Source organism: Streptomyces tatrensis (assembly GCF_049310065.1).
In the GTDB taxonomy this organism is placed as follows: domain Bacteria; phylum Actinomycetota; class Actinomycetes; order Streptomycetales; family Streptomycetaceae; genus Streptomyces.
In genome coordinates this window covers 4,175,053-4,195,798 of sequence record NZ_JBMDLB010000011.1, presented here as the reverse complement: position 1 = coordinate 4,195,798, position 20,746 = coordinate 4,175,053, and the positions used below count along the sequence as shown (strand labels likewise).

Genomic DNA, 20,746 nt, shown 5'->3' with positions numbered 1-20,746 from the left:
GTCGTGTCGTGCACACCCGGGGCCCCGGATCGACCCTCCGATCCGAGGGCGCGGGCGTTCGCGCGCGTTGGGCCTGCACGGGTTACAGTTATTTCAGTTGCCTGAGGAGGCTGAGATGGCGCGTACGAGCGTGCTCGCGAAGGCGACCACCGTGGAGTCGAGCCCGGAGATCCAGGACGCCCTGGCGAAGGCGGGGCGCATGATCCCCGGCGAGGTGGACGTCATACTGCGGTCCGCCGACGGCAGTGAGAGCGTGCTGCCACAGGAACTGGTCCGTATCCTCGCGGCTTCCGCAAGTGAGCTGGCGATCGGACACGCGGTCACCGTCCTCGCGGCGGAGACGCACCTGACGCCGGCCGAGGCCGCCGAGCTGCTCGGTCTGTCCCGGCCCTTCGTGGCCCGCTTGCTGGACTCGGGTGACATTCCGTCGAGCCATCTGCCGGACAGCCGTCACCGCATCGTGCGGCTCGCCGACGTCCTTGCCTTTCAAGCTCGGCGGGCAAGCCGCCGAGAGGGTCGCCGGCGGATCGCCGAGGCCGCGGAAGGCGCTGGAGTGCCGTACTGAGTTATGGGTTGACCCGGTTCGCCGATCGGCTGGGGGCGACCGGTGACCCGTAGCCGCTCGGGGTCGTTGGGCCGGGTATGAACGCCATCAAGCGCAGCCTCGCCGCCCTCGTCCTGTCCGGAGGAGCGGCCCTCGCCCTCTGCCCCGCCGTCGCGCACGCCGCCGACGAGCCCGCCATCCAGGGGCCCCCGATCACCCAGCGCGTCGGCGAGATCGTCGACCACCCCGGGGGCGCCGTCAAGGACGCGAAGACGGCGGTGGAGATCACCGCCGGGGCCGCCGGTTCCGCCTCGAAGGCCACCGACGCCTCCCTCGGCGGCGCCGGGACCGCACTGTCCGCCGGGCTGCCGAAGGCGCCTAAGGTGCGCGCCTGAGGTGCGCGCCTGAGGGGCTGGGGGGCTGAGGGTCGGGGGGCCTGGGGTTCAGTAGGCGGTGCGGGTGACCAGGGTCAGCGGGACCTCGCGGGCGGCCGTCTGGGCGGCCGCGTACGAGGGCATCGCGGCCACCACCACCGGCCATAGCCGCTCCGCCTCCGCCGGGGTCGCGGGGCGGGCGAGCGCCGGGAAGGTCTCCGTGCCGACCTGGAGCGTGACGGCCGGGTCGGCGCTCAGGTTCAGGTACCAGGCCGGGTGGCGCTCGGCTCCCGCGTTGGACGCCGTGAGGACGTACGCCGCGTCGGCGGACTCCCCGTCCCGTATGTACGCCAGCGCCGTGCGCCGCAGCACCCCGGAGCGGTGCCCCCGCGTGGTCAGCAGCAGATCGCGGATCCCGGGGCGCGGCACCCCGCCGGTCTCCTCGAAGCGGCGGATGTGGTCCGCCACCCAGGGGTTCGGGCTGTCGGTGGGGGCCGGGTGCAGGGGCAGGGTGCCGGTCATGCTCCCGTCACCCCCGCGTGGGTGCCGTGCACGGTCGGGGCCAGCAGTTCGTCCAGTACGGCCCGGGCGAAGTCCGCGTGCGTGATCCGGCCGTCGGCGTCGGCGGGAGCGAAGGCGTAGCCGCCGCCGGGCGCACCCTCGACCGTGAAGTCGCCGGAGGGGCTCAGTACCGCCCAGTCCAGGGCCGCCGGCGCGGCCGCCCGCAGGGCTTCGGTGCCGGCGCCGTGGCCGACGTAGAACTCCCGCCACTCCTGCGGGTAGCCCGGGGTGTCCATCAGCAGCGCCCCGGAGTGGGTGGGCAGTACCGACGCCAGCCCGACGGACACCAGGCGCCGCACACCGGCCCCGCTCAGCCCCGCCGCCAGCGCGCGGGCGGCCGCCGGGAAGAACGCGCCCGGGGCGGCCCCCGTGTCGTACACCGCCGCCACCGCCGCATCGTGGCCGGCGGCGAGCCGTGCCACGTCCGCAGCCGAGGTGACGTCCCCGTCGCGCCGCCCGGCCTCGGTGACCTCGTGGCCCCGCGCCCGCGCCTCGGCGACTACGGCCCGGCCGACGCGGCCGGCAGCTCCGAAGACGATGATCTTCTGCCGAGTTTGATTTCGCTGGTTCCCCTGGTTCCCCTGATTCGTCATGCCCCGGACCCTAGGGGGAACGGTGGTTACCGATCGGATACCGGCCTACCGTGTGGATCATGACGCAGAGGCCGCCGATCACGCCCCCACCCCTCGATCCCGAGATGTTCGACCCCGTCTGCCCGTCGCCCCTGGTGCCGTTCCGGATCGGCGACAAATGGGCCACGCTGATCCTGCGCTGCCTGCAGGACGGCCCCCGCCGCTTCTCGGAGCTCAAGGTCCCGCTGCGCGAGATCACCGCCAAGTCCCTCACCCAGTCCCTGCGCGGGCTGGAGCGCGACGGCTTCGTGGTGCGCACGGAGTACGAGACCCCGGCGCGCCGGGTCGAGTACGCACTCACCCCGCTCGGGCGGGGACTGCTGGGCCCGCTGGACGCGGCGTGCGAATGGACGCGGGAGCACTGGGACGAGCTGCTCGACGCCCAGGAGGCGGGGGCTGCGGCGGCGGTGACGGGATCCGCGGAGCCGCCGCGCGCGAGCCGCTCGCGCTGATGTGGGGGCGGGCCCTCCCGACGGGGTGGTCGTTGGGCAGGACATGATCCTCTGGTTGCTCAATCACCTCAGCACATTCGTCCTCGGCGTCCTCCTCGTCGGCGGCTTCGTCGCCCTCGCCATCGGCGGCAGCCTGGCCGCGCGCCGCCGCTTCCCGCACCTCGCGGACGGCGACCACAACGAGATGGTCGGGGTGGCCCTCGGCATGTTCGGCGCGATCTACGGCATCATCCTCGCCTTCGTCGTCGTCACCCTGTGGACGCAATTGGAGAACACCCAGACCATCGTCGCGACCGAGGCCACCGACCTGGCCCTGGTCGTCCGCAGCGCGGAGGCCTTCCCGCCGGCCGAACGTGCCCGCGTGGACCGGGCGGTGGGGGACTACGTCCACGCCGTCGTCGAGATCCAGTGGCCCCTCATGCGCGAGGGCCGCCCCAGCTACGAGGCCACCGCCGACCAGACGCACGCCCTGTACACGGCACTCCAGGCCTACGAGCCCTCCGGTCCCCGGAGTGAGACCTTCTACAGTGAGGCCGTCAGCCGCCTCAACGACGTGGCCGCGCAGCGCCGGGCGCGCATCACGATGGCCGAGACCTCACTGCCGCCGCTGCTCCAAGTGCTCGTGTACGGCGGTGCGTTCGTGATCCTCCCGCTCACCTTCCTCTTCGGGCTGCGGAGCCTGAAGATGCAGCTGCTGTTCGTCTCGGCCGTGGCGGGGCTGATCGGCTTCAGCCTGCTGCTGGTGGTGGCCCTGGACCGCCCCTTCGCCGGTGAACTGAGCGTGAGCCCGGCACCGTTCAAGGAGGCGGCACTGGCGAAGTTCTGGCCGTAGGGGGTGCGGTCGCCGACGCCATCAGCCCCAGGTGCGGGAGGACAGGACGAGCTGGTAGCCGTCGGGGTCGGTGACGGTGACCCCGTAGGTGTCCCAGTAGGGGTTGTGGGCGGGCGTACGGGTCCCGCCGTGCTCGACGAGCCGGGCCACGAGGGCCTCGTCGGGCTCCTTGCCCAGGTAGACGACGAAGAGGTCATCGGCGGTCGGGGAGGGAGCCACCGGGTTCTCGGGGTCGCGGGTCAGCTCGAAGTGCCAACCGCCCCCGAGGGGACCGACCATCAACAGGTCGTGCTCCCCGGAGCGCCGCTCCGTGGAACGCCACTGCACGTCGAGCCCCAGCCCTCCCACGTAGAACCGCTCGGCGGCGGCGAGATCGAGGGAGGGCCGGGCGATCCGGATGTGCGCGCGTGGGTCGATCATGGGGAGAGGGTACGGGCCCTTCAGGTGAGCGGGCCGAGGTCGATGAGGTCCAGCCGGTCGGGATCGGTGAGTACGTCGATGGCGGTGATCCGGCCGTCCGTGACCGTGAACGCCATCACCGACATCAGCCGGCCTTCGACCACGCACAGCACGCCCGCGGCCCCGTTGACGAGCACGGGGCGGACGAACGGGGCGAGCGCGCGGTAGAGGGCCGCCTGCGACCCCACGGTCCGGGCACCGTTCAGAACCACCGACTGGCCGGCGCGCGCCACGCCGCCGTCGGAACGCAGGACGACGTCGGGGTGGAGCAGGGCGAGGAGCGCGTCGAAGTCCCCGTCGCGGGTGGCCGCGAAGAACGCCCTGACGGCCTCGCGCTGCCGGGCCAGGTCCGGATCCGGCGCGGGCACCCGCCCCTGCACGCGGCGCCGCGCACGGCTGGCGAGCTGCCGGGTGGCCGTCGGAGTCCTGTCGAGCATCAGGGCGATCTCGTCGAAGGGCACGGAGAACATGTCGTGCAGGACGAACGCCAGCCGCTCCGCCGGAGCGAGGGATTCGAGTACGACGAGCAGCGCCAATCCGACGGAATCGGCCAGCAGCACTTCCTGCTCCGGGTCGACCACGCCGCCCTCCAGGGCGAGGACGGGGTCGGGCATCCGGGGAGCGGGGCCCACGTCGCCCGTCCGGTCCAGCCGGTCGTCGAGGGAGTCCTCCCGGCGGGTCTCGCGGGCACGCAGCCCGTTCAGACACAGCCGCGCCACGACCGTCGTCAGCCAGCCGCCGAGGTTCTCCACGTCACCGACATCGGTGCGGCTGAGCCGCAGCCAGGCCTCCTGGACCGCGTCCTCGGCCTCACCGATCGCCCCGAGCATCCGGTAGGCGACGGCCCGGAGGTGGGGGCGGTGCTCCTCGAAGCTGAGGGCTAGCTGGTCTTGGGCGGGGGAGCTTGGGTCCTGAGTGGCGCTTGCGGCTGCGCCCGTATCCCCACCCGTAGTGACAATGACGTCCATTCCCACGTCCATACCCACACCCCCGTGTTGAGCCCTCGACCGGTCGGTTCAGTAGATCATCCGACCGTGCCGAAACCTCGTTGCTTCGAGGGGGACTTAGAGCGTCCGGCTCGCTCTCTCCGTTTCTCTGCCCCTCATTGCCGCGGCCGGCTCCCCGCTCTGCGGGCCGCCGCGGCCAGCCAGTCGTGGCGGATCAGGCTGCTGAAGGGTTCGATCAGCAGCCAGTAGGGTCGGAACCGGCGTACGGACGCCCGGTCGGTCCCGTAGATCCTGGTTTCGGTGTGCAGGTGGGTGCCGGCGCCCCGGCTAGCGACCGAGAAGGCCATCAGTCCCTTGATGTGCCCCGGCTCGTCGAATTCCAGGTACTCGTCGGGCGTCAGCGTGAGCCACTTCTGCCGCAGGGACCACGGCTGTCCCACGAAGCCGACGACGAGGTCCCCGCCCGGGTCGTCCTGGAGCTGGAAGGCGCCCACCCCCTCGTACAGCCCGTCGACGACAGGCGCGTCCCGGTCCAGATGCCGCTCCTTGTCAGGGGACGTGAGGCGGGCCGGAATACTGCGCACGAAGACCAGCGGCCTGAGCGCGTACATCTCCGCGGGCTGCACCTCGCGCACCGCCCGCGCGACCACCCCGGGTTCGGCCGGCACGCTCCGGCCGTGGTGGGTGCGCCACTGGTACTGCGGCAGCCAGCTGTCACAACTGGCCATCTTCGGATCTGTCCTGTGACTGCACATGACGTCGCCTCTCGTCCCTTCCCTCGATGAGATCCGCGCTCGCCCGCTCCGGATACACCCGGCGAAGCGCTCCCTCGTCCCGCGCGGCGGTGTATGCGGGGCGCCGGTGGGGCGTCCAGCGGCAGTTACGATACCTGAGTTCCGGAACTTGGGTATCGTAAACTTGGGCCATGCCGAATCCGACACCACGACTGGGGCGCCCCAGGGACAGCCAGATCGACAGCAGCGTGCTCCGAGCCGCGCGCGAACTGCTCGCGGAGGTCGGCTACGCCGGGGTGACCATGAACGAGATCGCCGACCGTGCGGGTGTGGGCAAGGCGGCTATCTACCGCAGGTTCGGCTCCAAGGCGGAGCTGCTCTTCGCCTCGGCCGTGCATGGCATGGATATCGAGCCGCCGCCGGACACCGGCTCCCTGCGCGGCGACGTCCGCGCGATGGCGGGCCTCGCCCTTGAGCGCCTCTCGACGCCCGCGGCCCGGATGCTGACTCCCGCGCTCATGGTCGAGATGTCCCGCGACCCCGCGCTGGTCGCCCGCTTCCAGAGCACCTTCATCGCGCAGGAGCGGCGCGACCTCACGGCGATACTGGAGCGCGCCGAGAAGCGGGGGGAACTGCCCGGGCCGCAGGACCCGACGGTGGCTCATCTACTGCTGGGCGGCCCGCTGTTCCTCGCACTGTTCGCCTTCCATCTGCCGGTGGACGAAACCCTGCTCGACGAGCTCGCCTCGGTGATCGCCGCCGGGCTCATCGCCCGCGCCCGGGGCGCTGCGGGCTCACCCAGAGCCTGAGGATCCCGCCGACGTTCCCGTCCGAGGCGAGAAATCGATTCTCGATTGAAGTCATCCCAGGCTCCGCAGCAGCTTGGCCACACGACTGGCGGACGCTCGTACTAGCCTCAGCCCCGGATCAGTCCTTGCGCCCGGTCGCGGCGACGGTCACACCCAGGCCGATCATCGCGAGCCCGCCGGCCCCGCCTACGGCGGAGAGCCGCTGTGGAGACCGAGAGAACCAGCTGCGGGCGGTCGCGGCGACCATGCCCCAGGTGCTGTCGCAGACCACGGCGATGAGGTTGAACACGAGCCCGAGCAGCAGCATCTGGGCGGTGACGTGCCCCTGATCGCGGTCGACGAACTGCGGCAGGACGGCGGCGAAGAACACGATGGTCTTCGGATTGGCCACCCCGACGGCGAACCCTTCCCACAGCGACCGCCAGTTCCCGTACTCGGGTGCGTCCGACCCGAACTCCGCACGGAGCGAATGCCGCTGCCGGAAGGCCTTGACCCCCAGGTAGACGAGGTACGCGGCCCCCACGAGCTTGAGCGCGGTGAACACGAGCAAGGACCGCTCCACCACGGACCCCACACCGAGGGCCACCGCGACGACGAGTACGTATGCCCCCAGCGTGTTCCCGGCCACCGTGATCAGCGCGGCCCGCCACCCCTGGGACAGCGCCCGCCCGATGACGAAGAGCACGCTCGGCCCGGGGATGAGGATCAACAGCAACGACATGGCGGCGAACGCCAGCAGTCGGTCAGTGGACACCATGCGGCTCATCGTGGCCGACGGGGAGGTGGGAGGGGAAGCGGTTTTCGGGAGGGTGGCGGCGTCCTCATCCCTCCCGGTCACGGCATCAGCCCCGTTCGAGAACCGGCCTACTCCAGGCGGGTGCTTCTTCCGGCGATCTTGGTGAATTCCCGTGACGCGGTTCGGAGCGCCGTGTGTGCCGCAACCGGCGTGGTGTCAGTGTCCTCTCTCGAACAGCACGTGGAGCCGCTCAGGTCAGGTGCGGCCGTCGGGCTGGAAGGAGAGGGATGTACAGAGCCAGAGAGCGGAACGCATCTTGAGCAATCATCTCTACAGGCGTGCCTTCACCACCGTCAGCAGCATTCTCCTCGTACTGCAGTCGCTCGCGATCCTCGGCCCCGCCGCCTCCCCCGCGTGGGCGGGCGACGACCGCAGGATCGGCACCGGCAACAACGAGCCGCACAACGCCACCGCCAACCCCCGCAAGCCCGGGCAGGTCGCAGTCATGGAGGGCTGCACTGTCCACATCGACCTCAACTACGGGCGGGACGGCTTCCCGATCACGCGGACGTCGACCGTCACCCCGTGCAACGGCGACCCGGTGCTCGGCTTCGACGCCGACGGAAACCTCTTCGTCACGCACCTGTCGCGCGGCGGCCTGAACACCAACCCGACCCCCGCCCGGCTCGGGCTCGGGGTCGGCCGGATCAACGACACCACGACGACGGGAACCCAGACCTACACCCCCGTCCAGGTGAGCCCGAACGGCAACATCGACCACGACAAGCAGTGGCTGGTCGTCGACTCCAACCCCACCAGTCCGTACGTGGGCAACGTCTACATCGTCTGGACGGAACTCCCCGCCGCCGGCGGCTCGAGGATCCTGTTCTCGCGGTCCACGAACGGCGGCACGACCTGGTCCGCCGCGGCTGCCATCTCCCAGGCCGGCGAGGGCTTCGTCTGGCCCTCGCACGCGGCCGTCGCCCAGAACGGCGACCTCTACGTCGCCTACCACACCAACACCTGCGCCGGCGATGGAGCAGTGGGCTCGACCCAGCTGCTCCGGGACGGCTCCGGCGGCGCCGACTTCGCCGCCGGCACCCCCCGGCAGCGGACCGTGCCGTTCGGGGCGGGCCAGGCCGACGTCACCTGCAACCGGCAGAACAACCCGGCCACCGAGATCCCCGGGACCGACTTCTGGCTCCAGGGCTCCGTGCAGCCGTGGATCCTGCCCGACCCGGCGCGGGCCGGGAACGTCTACGTCGTCGCCAACGACGACCCCAACAACGACTACGGGAACGGCGACGACGCCGACGTCGTCATCGCCCGCTCCACGGACAACGGGCTGAACTTCACCCGGAGCCGGGTCGACCACGGGCCGGGCCAGACCTTCGCCGTCATGCCCAACGCCCACATCGACCAGGACGGCAACGCCGTCGTCACCTGGTACGACAACCGCAGCGGCCGCCGCAACGGCGGTACCGGGCCGAACGGAGCCGACAACTTCCTGCTGGAGCTGTACGGCACCACCAGCCGGGACGGCGGCCAGACCTGGACGCAGGACTTCCGCGTCAGCGACTCCCCCTTCGACCCCGACCGCAACGCCCCGTGCCGCTTCGGCAACTTCGCCGGCTGCGGCACCATGGTCGCCGGCGAGACCCGGCGGACCCTCCGGATCGGCGAGTACAACGGGGTGTGGACGGTGAACGGGATCGCCTACGCGTCCTGGACCGGCAACACCACCCCGCCCACCCCCACGGCCCCCTCCGCGGGCAACCAGGACACCTACTTCGACGTCTTCTCGATGCTCGGGGCCTTCCCCGACTCCCACGAGCCCAACGAGTCGATCGACCACGCCGTGGCCGCCGACCTCGGCTCGAACGAGCAGTTCAACCGGCGCGGCCTCACCCTGCACACCGCGACCGACGTGGACTTCTTCCGGGTCACGCCCCGTCACACCGGCCACCTCACCACCGAGATCCGGTTCAACGAGGTGATCGCCCCGCTCGCGGTCCGCGCGTACGACAAGTCCGGCAACCGCGTCGCCACCGGCACCGTCTCCACCCGGGCCGGCACCTCCACCGGCCGGCTCGCGATCCCGGTCGTCCAGGACGAGCCGTACTACGTCGTGGTCAGCGCCGCCGGCGTGACCGACCCGACCCGGCCCGGGGACGCCTCACCGACCGACCCGCCGCAAGGCACGTACGACCTCGTCGTCGCCAACCGCGCGGCCCCCGAGCCCTTCAGCCTGGACCTCAAGCAGCAGTCCGACTCGGGCCGCTTCGACAACGACGACGTCACCAAGATCGCCGGGCCGGACCTCTTCCTCCGCGTGAACGACGCCGAGCTCCGCGCCGCCGGCATCCCGCTGTCCCCGCAGAACGCCACGCCCGCCCTCGCCGACGACGCCCCCGGCTACAAGGTGGCCGTGGAGCGCGACGGGGAGCGCGTCGGCTTCGCCACGCCCATCGACCCGACGAACAAGCCGGGGCTGTACCAGATCAGCCTGGACCCGGTCCTGCGGGAGGGCGAGAACCAGATCACTGCCGAGGTGATCATCGTCGACCCGTCCGACAACCCCCGCGTCGCCGGCACCACCCACGTCACCGGCTCGGGCGCGGAGAGCGCGCACGCACTCGTGATCACCCTGGACACGGTCGCGCCGGTCCGGCCGGCCGCCGCCCCCGACCTGCTGGCCTCCAGCGACAGCGCGGGCAGCGACGTCGACAACATCACCACCATCATCAAGCCCGCCTTCCAGGGCTCGTCGGTCGAGCCGAACGCGCTGGTCCGGCTGCTGACCACCCCGGCGGGCGGCAGCGCGGCCGTGGTCGGCAAGGACATCGTCACCCCGGCCGGTGAGTACGAGGTCGTCAGCTCCGCGCTGCGCGACGGCCGGTACGACGTCTCCGTCCTCCTGGAAGACCTCGCCGGCAACGTGAGCCCGGCCTCTCCCTCCCTCGCGGTGACCATCGCCAAGCATTCGCTCAGCCTCACCGGCGCCACGGCGAACGTGCTGGTCGACATCGCCGAGGGCCGGGTGACGGGCTACCCGGGCATCCCGGGCGGCTTCGCCGGCATCCAGGGGATCCCGGTCGTCAACCTCGACGCGAACGGGCACGGCGCGGCCGTAGCGGGCGGGTCGGGCGACGACCGGCTCACCTTCACCCCGCTCAGCGTCAACAGCGGCCGGCTGGAGCGGGCGGGCTCCCGGCAGGTGCTGAACTTCTACAACGTCACCGGTGACGTGGGGATCAGCACCGACGGCGGAGACGACGAGGTGACCATCGTGGGCACCACCCGCGGCGACCGGATCCGCGGTGTCGTGGACACGTACACCACGCTCCACGTCGACTCCCTGCCCCTGGTCCGCAAGCCGGCGCCGCTCGTGGCACTGCTCGGCCTGACGATCACCACGGCGCAGACCGAGCGGATCGGCGTCCTCGCCCGCGGTGGCCAGGACACGATCGAGTTCCTCGTCAAGGACACCGTCAGCACCCAGATCTCCGTCGACGGCGGCGACCCTTCCGGGGTCCGGCCGGAGAAGGGTGACGAGCTGCTCGTCCGCACCGGCTCTCCCAAGGGCGAGCTGAAAGAGGAGTACGGCGGCAAGGGCAAGGGCTCGGTCCTCGTCCTCTACCCGCACACGACGCATGCCAAGACGCGCATCGACTTCACAGACACGGAGAACATCACGCTGAAGGGCCACGACCAGAAGGGCAAGGGGAACGGCAAGGACAAGGGCAACGACTAGTACTCCAGCAGGATTTCGCTGTCCGACCTGTGAGTTTCGTTGGGCGGCTGGAGTGTAGCGGGGCATGGTCAGGGGCGGTCTCAAGGAGGCCGCCCCTCGAACGTGCGACAACGCCGCAGGTAGTGGCAGCGCCGGGCGACTGCTTGGCGTCGTCGGGGGCGTTCCGTGATCAATTGGGTTGCCGCCGGCCGGGACGGTCGGATAGGAAGCTTGCATGCTAAAGGGCAACACCATCGGGCTCAGGGCCCGGCACGAGGACGACATCCCGATCCTGCATACCGGTCTCCACGACGACGTGGTCACCGCCTCCCGGGCCACGGGCCAGCCGTGGCGACCGCTCATGGCCGGCTCCGAGGCCCTGTCGTTCATGGTCGACGACAAGGAACAGGGCCACGTTCCGTTCTCCGTGGTGGACCTGGACAGCGGCGCGCTGGTCGGCACCGCGACGCTGTGGGGCATCGACAACCACAGCCGGTCCGCGCACGTCGGGCTCGGGCTGTTGCCGGTCTCTCGGGGCAAGGGCTACAGCACCGACGTGGTCGCGGTGCTGTGCCACTACGGCTTCGTCGTACGCGGCCTGCACCGGCTGCAGATCGAAACGCTGGCGGACAACATCGCGATGATCCGTGCCACCGAGCGCAACGGCTTCGTCCGCGAGGGTGTGCTGCGCTCTTCGGCCTGGGTGATGGGAGAGTTCCTGGACGAGGTCCTGTTCGGACTCCTTGCCCAGGACTGGAAGCCCCTCCCCGGCGCGTAATGTCCATTCGGCGCTATGACCTGGTCAGGGGGCGTGCGGCGATGCCGGACACCAGGATCAGTGAGCTCGTGCGGATGTGGATCGACGGCTGGGTCGTCTCCCGGGGCGGTCGGACCCGATCGGTGAGCCGTGGGGGTGGACGATCGACGTCGGGCAGTCCAAGCACGTGGCCCGGCACGTGCTGCCGGAGCCCTCCGAGGCCGATGTACGCAAGATCGTCGCCGCGACGAGCGCGCCCGGGACGTGGCTGAAGCTGTTCGCCGACGAGCAGGCGGTCCTGCCCTGGGTCGGGCCGGGCTGGCGGCTCGACGTCGCCGGGTTTCTGATGACCTGCGACCTCGTACCGGAGCGCACCCGAAGTGCCGGCCGATTACACGCTCACCAGGTGGAGCCGGGGCGGAGTCACCCGAGTGCTGGTCCGCACGCAGGCCGGGCACTTCGCGGCCCGTGGCCAGATCGCCCACGCCGGCGCCCATGTCGTGGTCGACCAGGTCGAGACCGCCGCCGAACACCGGCGCAAGGGCCTCGGCGGCTTGGTGATGCGCACCCTGCAGAGCACCGCGTACGAGGCCGGCGCCACGACCGGCCTCCTGGTCGGCACGCCCGACGGCCGGGCGCTCTACTCCGCGCTGGGCTGGACCACGCACTCCCCGATGACGAGCCTCTGGTACGAGCCGAACTGAACAAGAGATCGTGGCCGGCGCGATCTGCGCTTCTAAACGGCACGCTCCTGAACGGGATCTGGATCACCGGCCGTGGCTGCGGCGCGCAGTGCCGCCTCGACCTGGCGGTTGCTGGTCATGTTCGCCGTGATGGCGGTCATGGCGAGGAGGAGGCCGGCGGCGGCGTAGAGCGGGGTCCGGATGTCGTAGCTGGTGGCCAGCCAGCCGCCGAGGAAGGCGCCGAACGGGGCGGCGCACATGGCGAGCATGCGGGAGGTGGAGGCGACCCGGCCCATCAGGTGGGCGGGGACGATCGCCTGCCGGAGGGAGGGCGCGAGCACCATCGTGGCGCCCATGCCCGCTCCGCAGACGGCGAGCGCGAGGCCGGCGACGTACGGGTTCGGGGCGACGGCGAGGCCCAGGATGGCGAGTCCCTCGACCGCGGCCGTGCAGGTGAGCGCGGTGCCGGTGCCGAGTTTCCGGCCGAGGGCGGAGGCGATGCCCGCGCCGAGCAGGCCGCCGGTGGCCTCCGCGGTGAGGAGCAGGCCGAAGCCGAAGGTGTCGATGCCGAGATGATCGTGGGCGAAGAGGGCGAGCACGGTCTCCACGGCGAGGAAGGCGACGTTCCCGACCGCCGGACGCAGCGCGAGCCCGAGCAGCAACCGGTCCCTGAACACGTACGAGGCGCCGGCCCGCGCCTGCCGCAGCAGCGACTCGCGGGCCTTCGGCGCGGGCCGGGGCATGGCGGGCAGCGACCGTACGAGCAGTGCGGAGAGCGCGAACGACATCGCGTCGGCGAGGAGCGGAACCGCCCGTCCGAGCGCGAGCAGGGCACTGCCCACGGGCGGCCCCACGAAGCCGGACGCAGCGGTCTGGCTGCCCCGTAGGCGGGAGTTGGCGCGCTCCAGGAGCGCGGGGTCGCGGCCGAGCAGGTCCGGCAGGTAGGCCGTGGCGGCGGTGTCGAAGAAGAGTCCGCCGAGGCCGAGCAGGAAAGCGACGGCCGCGAGCAGCGGAATGCTCAGCACGTCGAGCACGGCGGCTGCCACCGGTATCACGAGCAGCACCGCGCGGGCCGCGTCCGCGACCCACATCGTGCGCCGGCGGTCCCAGCGGTCCACCAGGGCGCCGCCGAGCACCCCGAAGAGCAGCCACGGCAGCGTTCCGACGGCGGTGACGACGGCGAGCGCCATCGGATCCCGCGTCAGCGTCAGCGCGATCAGCGGCAGCGCGGCATGCGTCACCCCGTCACCGAGCGAGGACACGGTCTGCGCAGTCCACAGCCGTCCGAACCCGGTCGGCAACTTCTGAACGTCTGGGGTCACTTGGCGTCCCCTTCGGCCTGCTCGGACGATCTCGGGTGGAACAGTGCGAAGACGAGTGACGCGTCCGGCAGTGAGGGATCGGACAGCTCCCGGTACTCGACCGCCAGCGCGTCCAGCCGCGCACCCAGCTCCGCGAACTGCTCCTCGGTGAGGCGCAGGTGCGCCATCCGTACGTGCCGCTCGCCGTCCGCCGGCGCCGCCTCCAGGTCCGCCACCGCATGCCGCATCAGCATGTCCGGCCCGCCCTCGCCCGGATCCGGCAGCACGATCGACCGCGCGGCCATCGCGTAGTACCGCTCGGTGACCCCCCGGACCTTCCGCGTTCGTACCACCTTCACCAGGCCGGCCCGTTCGAGCAGCCGTACGTGGTAGCTGGAGCTCCCCTTGGCGAGCCCCACTCGCTGGGCGATCTGCGTGATCGTCGCGGGCTCGAAGCGGAGCATGGCCATGATCCGGTGGCGCGTGAGGTTGGAGACAGCGCGTAGCTGCTCGTCGGTGGTGACGTGAAGGGTCTCGGGAAGATCATCGGCAGGCATGCGCCCAATGGTCAACGTTTCTTGACCATTGGGCAAGGGGATTTTCGTGCGGCCTTCCAGGCTTCACTGTCAGGAGCTCACCGGCGCTGGAGCTGGAGAGTGGTGACGACCGCCACGCCGAGGGTGAGGTGCATCAGGGACAGGGCTGCGACGGTGCCGCCGTCGGCGCCGGACGACAGCGGTCCGGCAACCGACAACAGCGCCAGCCCACCGCCCACGTACTGCGCGATCCGCAGGAAGACCGGCTTCCACAGGGCCATCAGGAAGGCAGCGCCAGCCCCGAAGGCCAGCGGCACGATGGACGCGCCAATGACGCTCCCGACTGTGATCGGATGCTCCGCGCCGTCACTGACGACGATGAGCGAGGCACCGGCCAGGTTGGCGACGGCAAGAACGATCAGATTGACCACGACCGCACCGCCGGCGCCGGTGGCCAGCGCCTTCCACCAGGTGAGGCCGGAACGGCGGACCGGGGCTGCGGTGGGCACAGTGGGGACGGAGGTGGGAACGGCGTTGCTCGACATGGGACTTCCTCCAACGCATGAAGTGGTGCGCTGCCTGAGGTCAGCGGCATACGAGGAAGCTTCCAACCTGAACTTCACTTGAGGTCAAGCCCTGGCAAACCCCAGGCCTCGCCTCACCCCTCGGAGCCACCGGCTAGCCCAGACCACTGACCAATGACCGCCGGCCCGTCTCCCCCTGGGGAGACGGGCCGGCGGCTTGGGAGTCCCGACGCGCAGTGTCGCGCCGGGGCTCCGGTGTTTCTCAGGCGAGGGACTCGATGTAGGCCCAGCCGCCTTCGCCGACTCGGACCGGGGTGCCGAAGGTGCCCGTGGTGCCCGGGCGGAACCACAGGTCGCCGCCCGTGGCGGTTGTCGCGTCGTACTTCGTGGTGACCCAGAGGTCGGCGCGGCCGTCGGCGTCCGCGTCGCCGAGGGAGACGGCCAGGGGGCGCTGTGCGGCGGTCCAGGTGTCGCCGCCGATCGTCTGGGGCGCGGCCAGGCCGGCCGCGCCCTTGGAGCGGAACTCCTTGAGCTCGCCCGTGGTTCGGTTGCGTGCCCACAGGTCGGCCATGTTCTCGTCACCGGTCTCGGCCGGGTTCTCAGTGGCGTCCCCCGGGGTGAGCACGTCGTGATCCGCCCAGTCCCCCTCGGTGGGCAACAGCTCGATCGCCGCGCGGGGCAGTGAGGGGCCGGTCGCCGGGGTGCCGCCCCGGTGCAGCCACAGGCGGCTGCCGCTCGCGCTCTTGACGACCAGGTCGCTCTGGCCGTCGCCGTCGAGGTCTCCGGCGGCGAGCGGGACGGTGCCCGTCCAGCCGGTTTCCCGGTTGGGTACGGCTACGCGCTCGCCCAGCGTTCCGCCGCCCACGTTGGGGTAGACCCACAGGTTGTCGCCGATCCGCGCCACCACGTCCTCGCGCCCGTCGCCGGTCCAGTCGCCGCGGTGACTGATCACGGCCCCCAGCCAGCCACCGCTTCCGATCAGCTGAGGGGAGCCGAACCGGCCGGCGCCGATGCCCGGGTAGAGGCGCAGCGTCCCGTCCTTGCGTACGGCGAGCAGGTCGGGGCGGCCGTCTCCGGTGAGATCGCCGTCCACGGGGGCCCGGGTGACCGTCTTCGCCCGCAGGAGGGCGTGGTCCTTCGTCCCGGCGAGCTGCACGTCGGCGACGGACGCGGACAGGGTCTCGAAGTCCTCCGAGCTGAAGAACGCGTGGTCGAACTTCGCCGTGTAGGCCTTGGTGGTGGAGTTCCACCCCGCCGTCGGGGTTTTCGGCCCGGCGTCCGCTTCGACGAGCGGGCCCGTCACGGGCCTGCCCGGTCCGACCGTCGGATCCACGACGTCGGGCCTTGCGTTGAAGTCGCCGCCGAGGATCACGGCGGCGCCGCCCGCGTTCGCCTCGATGTGCCCGAACAGCTCGTGCATATCGCCCGCCGAGGTACTGGCGGACAGGTGGACGCTGCAGGCCAGGGTGTGGCGGCCGGCGACCGGACCCTTCGCGCACACCGCGAGCCGCGTGTCGTTCGCCACGACCTGGACGGACGATCCGACGACGCCCGCGCTCGTCCGCAGGATGACGGCCTGTCCGAGCCGGGTCGAATCAGTGGTCGGCGTGGCCGTGGTGCTCCACTGGTCGCATCCGGCGCTGCTCAGCTTGGCCGTGAAATGGCCGGAGTATCCCGCGCCCAGCTTCTGCATCAGCTTCTCGTACTGGCCGGCGCACAGCTCCTGGAGCATGACCACATCGGTGGCCCCCAGGTCGGGCACCTTCTGCAGCGCCTCGTCCGCCCACACGTCCTCGTCCGCCGCGCTGCTCTGGCACGTCGACGCGCCGCACACGTTGTACGAGATCAGGCTCACCGGCTTCCCGGCCGGGGCGACCCCCTCCGCGACGGCCGGGCCCGCCGCCGCACCGGCGAACAGGCCGGCCACGAGAACGAGTCCGGCTACCAGTGTTCTTCGTATCGCTTGCACGTACCCGTGCCACCCCTCTGAGGAAGATCACCAAAACCCGGTGAGTCTACGAGGGCTCCTCACGCTACGGGCACGCTCCCGTGACCTCGCCGAGGAACGCGGCCCAGGACCCGGGCGTCACGGCCAGCTCGGGGCCGTCGTCCACCTTCGAGTCCCGGATGTGGACGGCCTCTGCGCAGCTCGCGACCTCGACGCAGCTGTCGCCGTCGCCACTGCTGTACGTCGACTTGTGCCAGGACAGGGCGACTTCGACGCAGTTGTCGCCGTCGCCACTGCTGTAACTGCTCTTGAACCACCGCAACTGGGAGCCGTTCACAGAGTTCCTCGCATTCGCATCAACAGGCCCACGCTGTCCGCAGGGTTGAGGGCCTGGATGCGAAGTTTGGCATACCGCTGGTGGAGGAGACTGACGTCTTTCGGGTTCGAGATCACCTGGCCCGTCTGCTGGCCCTCGCTGTAACCCAGCCATTCGTTCTCCTCCGTCTCAAGGAGCTGGAAGGCCCCGCCCAGCCCCACATGTTCGGGGCTGACCTTCGGCATGATCTGCAGATCGACGTTGGGTAGTGCGGCGCACGCGAGCAGATGGTCGATCAGCTCGATGGTCACCTCCCGTCCGCCCGTCTGCCGCTCGATCACGACCTCATCGAGGATGAAGCTGAAGATCGTGTACGGCGCGCGGTGAAGGATCTTCTGGCGGGCCAGCCGCGCCACGATGCGGGCCTCGACCTCTTCCGTCGTCGGCAGCGGCAGGACTGCTGCGATCAGTGCCCGGGCGTAGGACTCGGGCTGTAACAGCCCGGGGACCGACCGGCACTCGTACGTATTCAGCGTGACGGCCCCTTCCTCCAGCTCCGCCCACCGCCTGAACCACGATGCCAGTCCGCGCCTCCGCTGTAGCTGCCTCGCCGCGATGCGGATGACGCCGAAGGCGTCCAGGAACTCCTCCACCCGGTCCACAAACTTGGTCGACGGGTGGCGGCGGCCCTGTTCCACCGAGCCGATGTACTGGACCGAGTAGCGGATCAGGGGGCCGAGTTGCTCCTGTGTCAGGCCGGCCCGTTTGCGGAAAGCCTTGATGGTCTCCCCGAAGTTCCGCAGGTCGTTGTCGGGCTCGACCTCGCCGTCACCGCTTTCGTCCACACTCGCCAAGGCGGTCACCTCCCCGCGGACATCCTCACGTTCAGTGACCGCTACTGTCCAGAGAGTGGACTCGTACAGATGAAAAGTAGCGGTTGCCTTGCTGGGGAACGCCCCTGCCTGCGCGGGACTTTGCTGTCATGACCGCACCCTCGGATTCCCCCCAAGCCCTCGTACGCGTGTTCACTCAGCGTTTCAGCTGTACCCGCCGCGGTGCCCGCCTGGCCCGGCAGCTCGCGCTCGTCGAGCTGCACGACTGGGGGATCCCCGAGACCACCGGGCTCTCCGAAGACGCCGGGCTCCTCGTCGCCGAGCTCGCCGCCAATGCCGTCACCCACGGGCGGGTGCCCGGGCGGGACTTCGAGCTGCGGATGACGCTGTTGCCCGGTGCGCTCCGGATCGAGGTCTCCGACGCCCGCCGCGACCGCCGTCCCGCCCTGCGCCCGCACGCCTACCAGGCGGAATCCGGCTACGGGCTGCGGATCGTCGATGCCGTCGCCGTCGGCTGGGGGGTCAGGGACCGCCTGATCGGGAAAACGGTCTGGGCGGAGCTCAGGGCGTAACCCGCCAGCGCGGGGCCCCGTCGTCCGGGTCGTCGGGGGAGGCGAAGTGGAACGGGACTCCGAGGTGCGTCGCCAGGGCCGTGCCGGCGCGGATGGCCGCGGCGGCGCGTGCGGCCGCAGGGGGCCGGGGTCGGCGCCTTCGGCTTCGAGGGCGCGGACGCCCGTACCCCAGTACACGGTGGCCAGTTCGTGTTCCCCGGCCGGGTCGTCCGTGACGGCCAGGAGCCGTACGAACCAGTCGTGCACGGTGTCCCCGTCCCAGACGGCCTCGACCGCCGCCACCCGCGCCGGGATGCCGGAGGCGCGGGCGGCGAGGGACTCCAGGTCGAGCGGGGAGTCGGGCGTACGGGCCACCCTCTCGCCGAAGTGCTCGTAGCGGGTGTGGACGATCTTCTGGGCCTCGATGAGGTCGATCCCCCGGGTGCGGCCGGCTTCCAAGACGATCCGAATTGCCGGGAAGCGGCCGTCCTGCAGGACGTACGCGTCGACCTGAGTGCGGATGCCGGCCGGTAGTTCCTCCCACAGCTCGGTCATGCGGACACCACCTCCGGCACGAAGTGGCTCACCTCGTACGTCGTCGGGTGGGCGAGGCGGCCGCAGAGGGTGGACAGGCGCAGTCGCTCCGGGTCGGTGACGGTTCCCTCGGCGTACAAGCGGCGGATGTACTCCCTCAGTTCCGCCTGGTCCCCCGTCGAGAACAGGGTTTCCCAATAACCGAGGACCTCTCGCGTCCGGTGGTGGGCCCGCTCTCTGCGGTGTTTGCGTTTGCGCTGGCCTGGCATGAGGTCATTCTCGGGGCGTGCGCGCGGCCTTGACCAACGGGTTTCGTGGAGCGGTGACCGCCTGGCTGCCTGGCCCGCCCGGCCCGCCTGGCCAGGAGGTCGTGCGCCTCAGCGGTCTCGGTAGACCTCGCGTCGGTGGCCTGCTGCCAGGACCCAGATGATGAGCCGGTCGTCCTCAAGGGTGTAGACCACGCGGTAGTCGCCGATGCGGAGGCGCCAACGTGATGCGTGGCCTTGTAGGGCCTTGATGTCGAACGCGGCCGTGTCCCCCGCCGTGAGGGCTTTCTGCAGCTCGGCTAGCCGGTGCAGGATCCGCACTGCGTCGGGGCGGGGGACCTTGAGCAGATCGCGTTGTGCGTGGGGCGTGAAACGGGTGACGTATCCCATCCGTCACGCCTGCTGATCGCGGAGGATGGCGGCCATTTCCTCAAGGGACATGGACCCCTCGACGCCTTCGGCCTCGGCTTCGTCGGCCAGACCATTCAGCCACTCGTCCTCGGCTTCGTCGGCCAGGCGGCGCAGCCGCTGGTACTCGTCGATGTCGATCACGACGGCCTCCTGCTTGCCGCGGCGCGTGATGATCGTCGGCACTCCCTCACGGCGCGCGCGGTCTATGGCGTCCGCGAGGTGGCTCCGTACCTCTGCCATGGATTCGATCACGGGCTCACTCATGCCATAAATGTACCAGGTGTACATGAGTCCCGCCCGGCGGTCAGAGGTGCTGCGCGAAGGTGTCCAGGACGCGGAGGATCTCCGCCTCGCCCTCCGAGGGGAGCTGGAGGACGACCTCCTCGATGCCCAGGTCGGCGTAGTGGGACATCTTCCCGGGGGTCGGCTGGACGGCGTACGGGACCACCTGGAGGGACTTGGGGTCGCGGCCCGCGGCCTCCCAGACCTGGCGCAGGGCGGGGAGGGACTCCGTGAGGCCGCCGCCGCCGATCGGGAGCCAGCCGTCGCTGTGGTCGGCGATGGCCGCGAAGAGCTTCGGGCCGGCCTGGCCGCCGATCAGGGTGCGCGGGCCGTACAGGGGGACGCCCGGGGCGAGCTCGCGCGGGGTCTGGGCCGGCTTGGGGTGGGCCGAGCTGGCCTGGACGGAGGAGAACTGGCCCACGTACGCCGTGGGGTGCGGGGACCACAGGGTCCGCATCAGGGCCATGCGGTCGCGGACCAGTTCGCGGCGGGTGCGCCACTCGACTCCGTGGTCGGCAGCCTCCTCCACGTTCCAGCCGTAGCCGATGCCGAGGGTGACGCGGCCGCCGGACAGGTGGTCCAGCGTGGCGACCTGCTTCGCGAGGTCGATGGGGTCGTGCTGGGCGACGAGGGTGATGCCGGTGCCGAGGTGGAGCCGCTCGGTGACGGCGGAGGCCTGGCCGAGGGCGACGAAGGGGTCCAGGGTGCGGCCGTACATCTCCGGCAGCTCGCCGCCCATGGGGGCCGGGGTGGCGCGGCTGACCGGGATGTGGGTGTGCTCGGGGAGGTACAGGCCGGAGAAGCCGCGTTCCTCCAGGGCCCGGGCGAGCGGTACGGGAGCGATGGTGCGGTCGGTGAGGAAGACGGTCGTGGCGATCCGCATGTGCGCTGACACCTCCGTGGTGTGGGGAGGGTCAAAGTACGGCTTCGCGCGTGCGGAGGGCAGGGGCGTGCGTCGGCCATGGCCGGGGGTGGGAGGTGGAGTTGGGGG

26 protein-coding genes are annotated in these 20,746 nt (G+C 70.9%); 10 read left to right on the top strand and 16 right to left on the bottom strand.

Annotation, left to right across the window (positions count from 1 at the left end; genetic code table 11):
• Positions 1–115: 115 nt before the first annotated feature.
• Both ACODT5_RS34680 and ACODT5_RS34675 read left to right on the top strand, forming a co-directional pair.
• Complete coding sequence (locus tag ACODT5_RS34680) at positions 116–565, top strand: helix-turn-helix domain-containing protein (RefSeq protein WP_422523045.1); 450 nt, start codon at positions 116–118, stop codon at positions 563–565.
• Between the two features lie 77 nt (positions 566–642).
• Positions 643–939 carry a hypothetical protein gene (locus ACODT5_RS34675; protein ID WP_422523044.1) on the top strand — a complete coding sequence of 99 codons (297 nt, stop codon included), beginning with the start codon at positions 643–645 and terminating at the stop codon, positions 937–939.
• A 48-nt stretch (positions 940–987) separates the two neighbouring features.
• Here ACODT5_RS34675 and ACODT5_RS34670 read toward each other — a convergent pair whose 3' ends face one another.
• Together ACODT5_RS34670 and ACODT5_RS34665 are read right to left on the bottom strand one after the other, a co-directional pair.
• A complete protein-coding gene (locus ACODT5_RS34670; RefSeq protein WP_422523043.1) occupies positions 988–1,440 on the bottom strand; it encodes a nitroreductase/quinone reductase family protein in 453 nt (150 codons plus the stop codon).
• Positions 1,437–2,072 (bottom strand): NAD(P)-dependent oxidoreductase, encoded by a 636-nt coding sequence (locus tag ACODT5_RS34665; RefSeq protein WP_422523042.1) that lies wholly within the window; start codon positions 2,070–2,072, stop codon positions 1,437–1,439. The genes ACODT5_RS34670 and ACODT5_RS34665 overlap by 4 nt, the downstream gene beginning before the upstream one ends.
• A gap of 59 nt (positions 2,073–2,131) precedes the next feature.
• Between ACODT5_RS34665 and ACODT5_RS34660 the strand changes: the two genes are divergently transcribed.
• Both ACODT5_RS34660 and ACODT5_RS34655 read left to right on the top strand, forming a co-directional pair.
• On the top strand, positions 2,132–2,563 hold the full coding sequence (locus ACODT5_RS34660; RefSeq protein ID WP_422523041.1) for a winged helix-turn-helix transcriptional regulator: 432 nt from the start codon (positions 2,132–2,134) through the stop codon (positions 2,561–2,563).
• Between the two features lie 43 nt (positions 2,564–2,606).
• Positions 2,607–3,395, top strand: a complete 789-nt coding sequence (locus ACODT5_RS34655) for a bestrophin-like domain (RefSeq protein WP_422523040.1) — start codon at positions 2,607–2,609, stop codon at positions 3,393–3,395.
• A gap of 21 nt (positions 3,396–3,416) precedes the next feature.
• Here ACODT5_RS34655 and ACODT5_RS34650 read toward each other — a convergent pair whose 3' ends face one another.
• The 3 genes from ACODT5_RS34650 to ACODT5_RS34640 all read right to left on the bottom strand — a co-directional run bounded on the left by ACODT5_RS34650 (position 3,417) and on the right by ACODT5_RS34640 (position 5,529).
• A complete protein-coding gene (locus ACODT5_RS34650; protein WP_422523039.1) occupies positions 3,417–3,815 on the bottom strand; it encodes a VOC family protein in 399 nt (132 codons plus the stop codon).
• Between the two features lie 20 nt (positions 3,816–3,835).
• The gene (locus tag ACODT5_RS34645) at positions 3,836–4,822 is read right to left on the bottom strand and encodes a sigma-70 family RNA polymerase sigma factor (RefSeq protein ID WP_422523038.1); all 987 of its coding nucleotides are present in this window, start codon (positions 4,820–4,822) and stop codon (positions 3,836–3,838) included.
• A gap of 134 nt (positions 4,823–4,956) precedes the next feature.
• A complete protein-coding gene (locus tag ACODT5_RS34640) occupies positions 4,957–5,529 on the bottom strand; it encodes a hypothetical protein (protein WP_422523037.1) in 573 nt (190 codons plus the stop codon).
• Between the two features lie 197 nt (positions 5,530–5,726).
• Here ACODT5_RS34640 and ACODT5_RS34635 point away from each other — a divergent pair, with 197 nt between their 5' ends.
• Entirely contained in the window at positions 5,727–6,344 is a 618-nt protein-coding gene (locus tag ACODT5_RS34635; RefSeq protein ID WP_422523036.1) for a TetR/AcrR family transcriptional regulator, read from the top strand.
• Positions 6,345–6,462: 118 nt separating this feature from the next.
• On the opposite strand, the gene ACODT5_RS34630 is transcribed toward ACODT5_RS34635, so the two are convergent.
• A complete protein-coding gene (locus ACODT5_RS34630; protein ID WP_422523035.1) occupies positions 6,463–7,101 on the bottom strand; it encodes a LysE family translocator in 639 nt (212 codons plus the stop codon).
• Between the two features lie 295 nt (positions 7,102–7,396).
• Between ACODT5_RS34630 and ACODT5_RS34625 the strand changes: the two genes are divergently transcribed.
• The 3 genes from ACODT5_RS34625 (at position 7,397) to ACODT5_RS34615 (ending at position 12,274) form a co-directional block, all read left to right on the top strand.
• Positions 7,397–10,834, top strand: coding sequence for an Ig-like domain-containing protein (locus ACODT5_RS34625; RefSeq protein ID WP_422523034.1), 3,438 nt, complete (start codon positions 7,397–7,399; stop codon positions 10,832–10,834).
• A gap of 214 nt (positions 10,835–11,048) precedes the next feature.
• Positions 11,049–11,591 carry a GNAT family N-acetyltransferase gene (locus ACODT5_RS34620; RefSeq protein WP_422523033.1) on the top strand — a complete coding sequence of 181 codons (543 nt, stop codon included), beginning with the start codon at positions 11,049–11,051 and terminating at the stop codon, positions 11,589–11,591.
• Between the two features lie 410 nt (positions 11,592–12,001).
• Positions 12,002–12,274, top strand: coding sequence for a GNAT family N-acetyltransferase (locus tag ACODT5_RS34615; protein ID WP_422523032.1), 273 nt, complete (start codon positions 12,002–12,004; stop codon positions 12,272–12,274).
• A gap of 32 nt (positions 12,275–12,306) precedes the next feature.
• On the opposite strand, the gene ACODT5_RS34610 is transcribed toward ACODT5_RS34615, so the two are convergent.
• From ACODT5_RS34610 to ACODT5_RS34585, 6 genes are all read right to left on the bottom strand, one after another.
• On the bottom strand, positions 12,307–13,575 hold the full coding sequence (locus ACODT5_RS34610; RefSeq protein ID WP_422523031.1) for an MFS transporter: 1,269 nt from the start codon (positions 13,573–13,575) through the stop codon (positions 12,307–12,309).
• Complete coding sequence (locus ACODT5_RS34605) at positions 13,572–14,111, bottom strand: ArsR/SmtB family transcription factor (RefSeq protein WP_422523030.1); 540 nt, start codon at positions 14,109–14,111, stop codon at positions 13,572–13,574. The genes ACODT5_RS34610 and ACODT5_RS34605 overlap by 4 nt, the downstream gene beginning before the upstream one ends.
• A gap of 77 nt (positions 14,112–14,188) precedes the next feature.
• Positions 14,189–14,635 (bottom strand): DUF6069 family protein, encoded by a 447-nt coding sequence (locus tag ACODT5_RS34600; RefSeq protein WP_422523029.1) that lies wholly within the window; start codon positions 14,633–14,635, stop codon positions 14,189–14,191.
• Between the two features lie 241 nt (positions 14,636–14,876).
• Positions 14,877–16,541 (bottom strand): FG-GAP-like repeat-containing protein, encoded by a 1,665-nt coding sequence (locus tag ACODT5_RS34595; RefSeq protein ID WP_422523028.1) that lies wholly within the window; start codon positions 16,539–16,541, stop codon positions 14,877–14,879.
• A gap of 106 nt (positions 16,542–16,647) precedes the next feature.
• Positions 16,648–16,899 carry a DUF397 domain-containing protein gene (locus ACODT5_RS34590; protein WP_422523027.1) on the bottom strand — a complete coding sequence of 84 codons (252 nt, stop codon included), beginning with the start codon at positions 16,897–16,899 and terminating at the stop codon, positions 16,648–16,650.
• Entirely contained in the window at positions 16,896–17,741 is an 846-nt protein-coding gene (locus ACODT5_RS34585) for a helix-turn-helix domain-containing protein (protein ID WP_422523026.1), read from the bottom strand. The genes ACODT5_RS34590 and ACODT5_RS34585 overlap by 4 nt, the downstream gene beginning before the upstream one ends.
• 119 nt (positions 17,742–17,860) lie before the next feature.
• On the opposite strand from ACODT5_RS34585, the gene ACODT5_RS34580 reads away from it, so the two are divergent.
• Both ACODT5_RS34580 and ACODT5_RS34575 read left to right on the top strand, forming a co-directional pair.
• Entirely contained in the window at positions 17,861–18,283 is a 423-nt protein-coding gene (locus tag ACODT5_RS34580) for an ATP-binding protein (protein ID WP_422523025.1), read from the top strand.
• Between the two features lie 108 nt (positions 18,284–18,391).
• The gene (locus tag ACODT5_RS34575) at positions 18,392–18,796 is read left to right on the top strand and encodes a hypothetical protein (protein WP_422523024.1); all 405 of its coding nucleotides are present in this window, start codon (positions 18,392–18,394) and stop codon (positions 18,794–18,796) included.
• A 17-nt stretch (positions 18,797–18,813) separates the two neighbouring features.
• Here the strand turns inward: ACODT5_RS34575 and ACODT5_RS34570 are convergent, their stop codons facing one another.
• The 4 genes from ACODT5_RS34570 to ACODT5_RS34555 all read right to left on the bottom strand — a co-directional run bounded on the left by ACODT5_RS34570 (position 18,814) and on the right by ACODT5_RS34555 (position 20,638).
• Positions 18,814–19,065 carry a hypothetical protein gene (locus ACODT5_RS34570; RefSeq protein ID WP_422523023.1) on the bottom strand — a complete coding sequence of 84 codons (252 nt, stop codon included), beginning with the start codon at positions 19,063–19,065 and terminating at the stop codon, positions 18,814–18,816.
• Positions 19,066–19,173: 108 nt separating this feature from the next.
• Positions 19,174–19,452, bottom strand: a complete 279-nt coding sequence (locus ACODT5_RS34565) for a type II toxin-antitoxin system RelE family toxin (protein WP_422523022.1) — start codon at positions 19,450–19,452, stop codon at positions 19,174–19,176.
• Positions 19,453–19,455: 3 nt separating this feature from the next.
• Positions 19,456–19,737, bottom strand: coding sequence for a type II toxin-antitoxin system Phd/YefM family antitoxin (locus ACODT5_RS34560; protein ID WP_422523021.1), 282 nt, complete (start codon positions 19,735–19,737; stop codon positions 19,456–19,458).
• Positions 19,738–19,777: 40 nt separating this feature from the next.
• Positions 19,778–20,638, bottom strand: a complete 861-nt coding sequence (locus ACODT5_RS34555) for a TIGR03619 family F420-dependent LLM class oxidoreductase (RefSeq protein WP_422523020.1) — start codon at positions 20,636–20,638, stop codon at positions 19,778–19,780.
• Between the last annotated feature and the right edge of the window lie 108 nt (positions 20,639–20,746).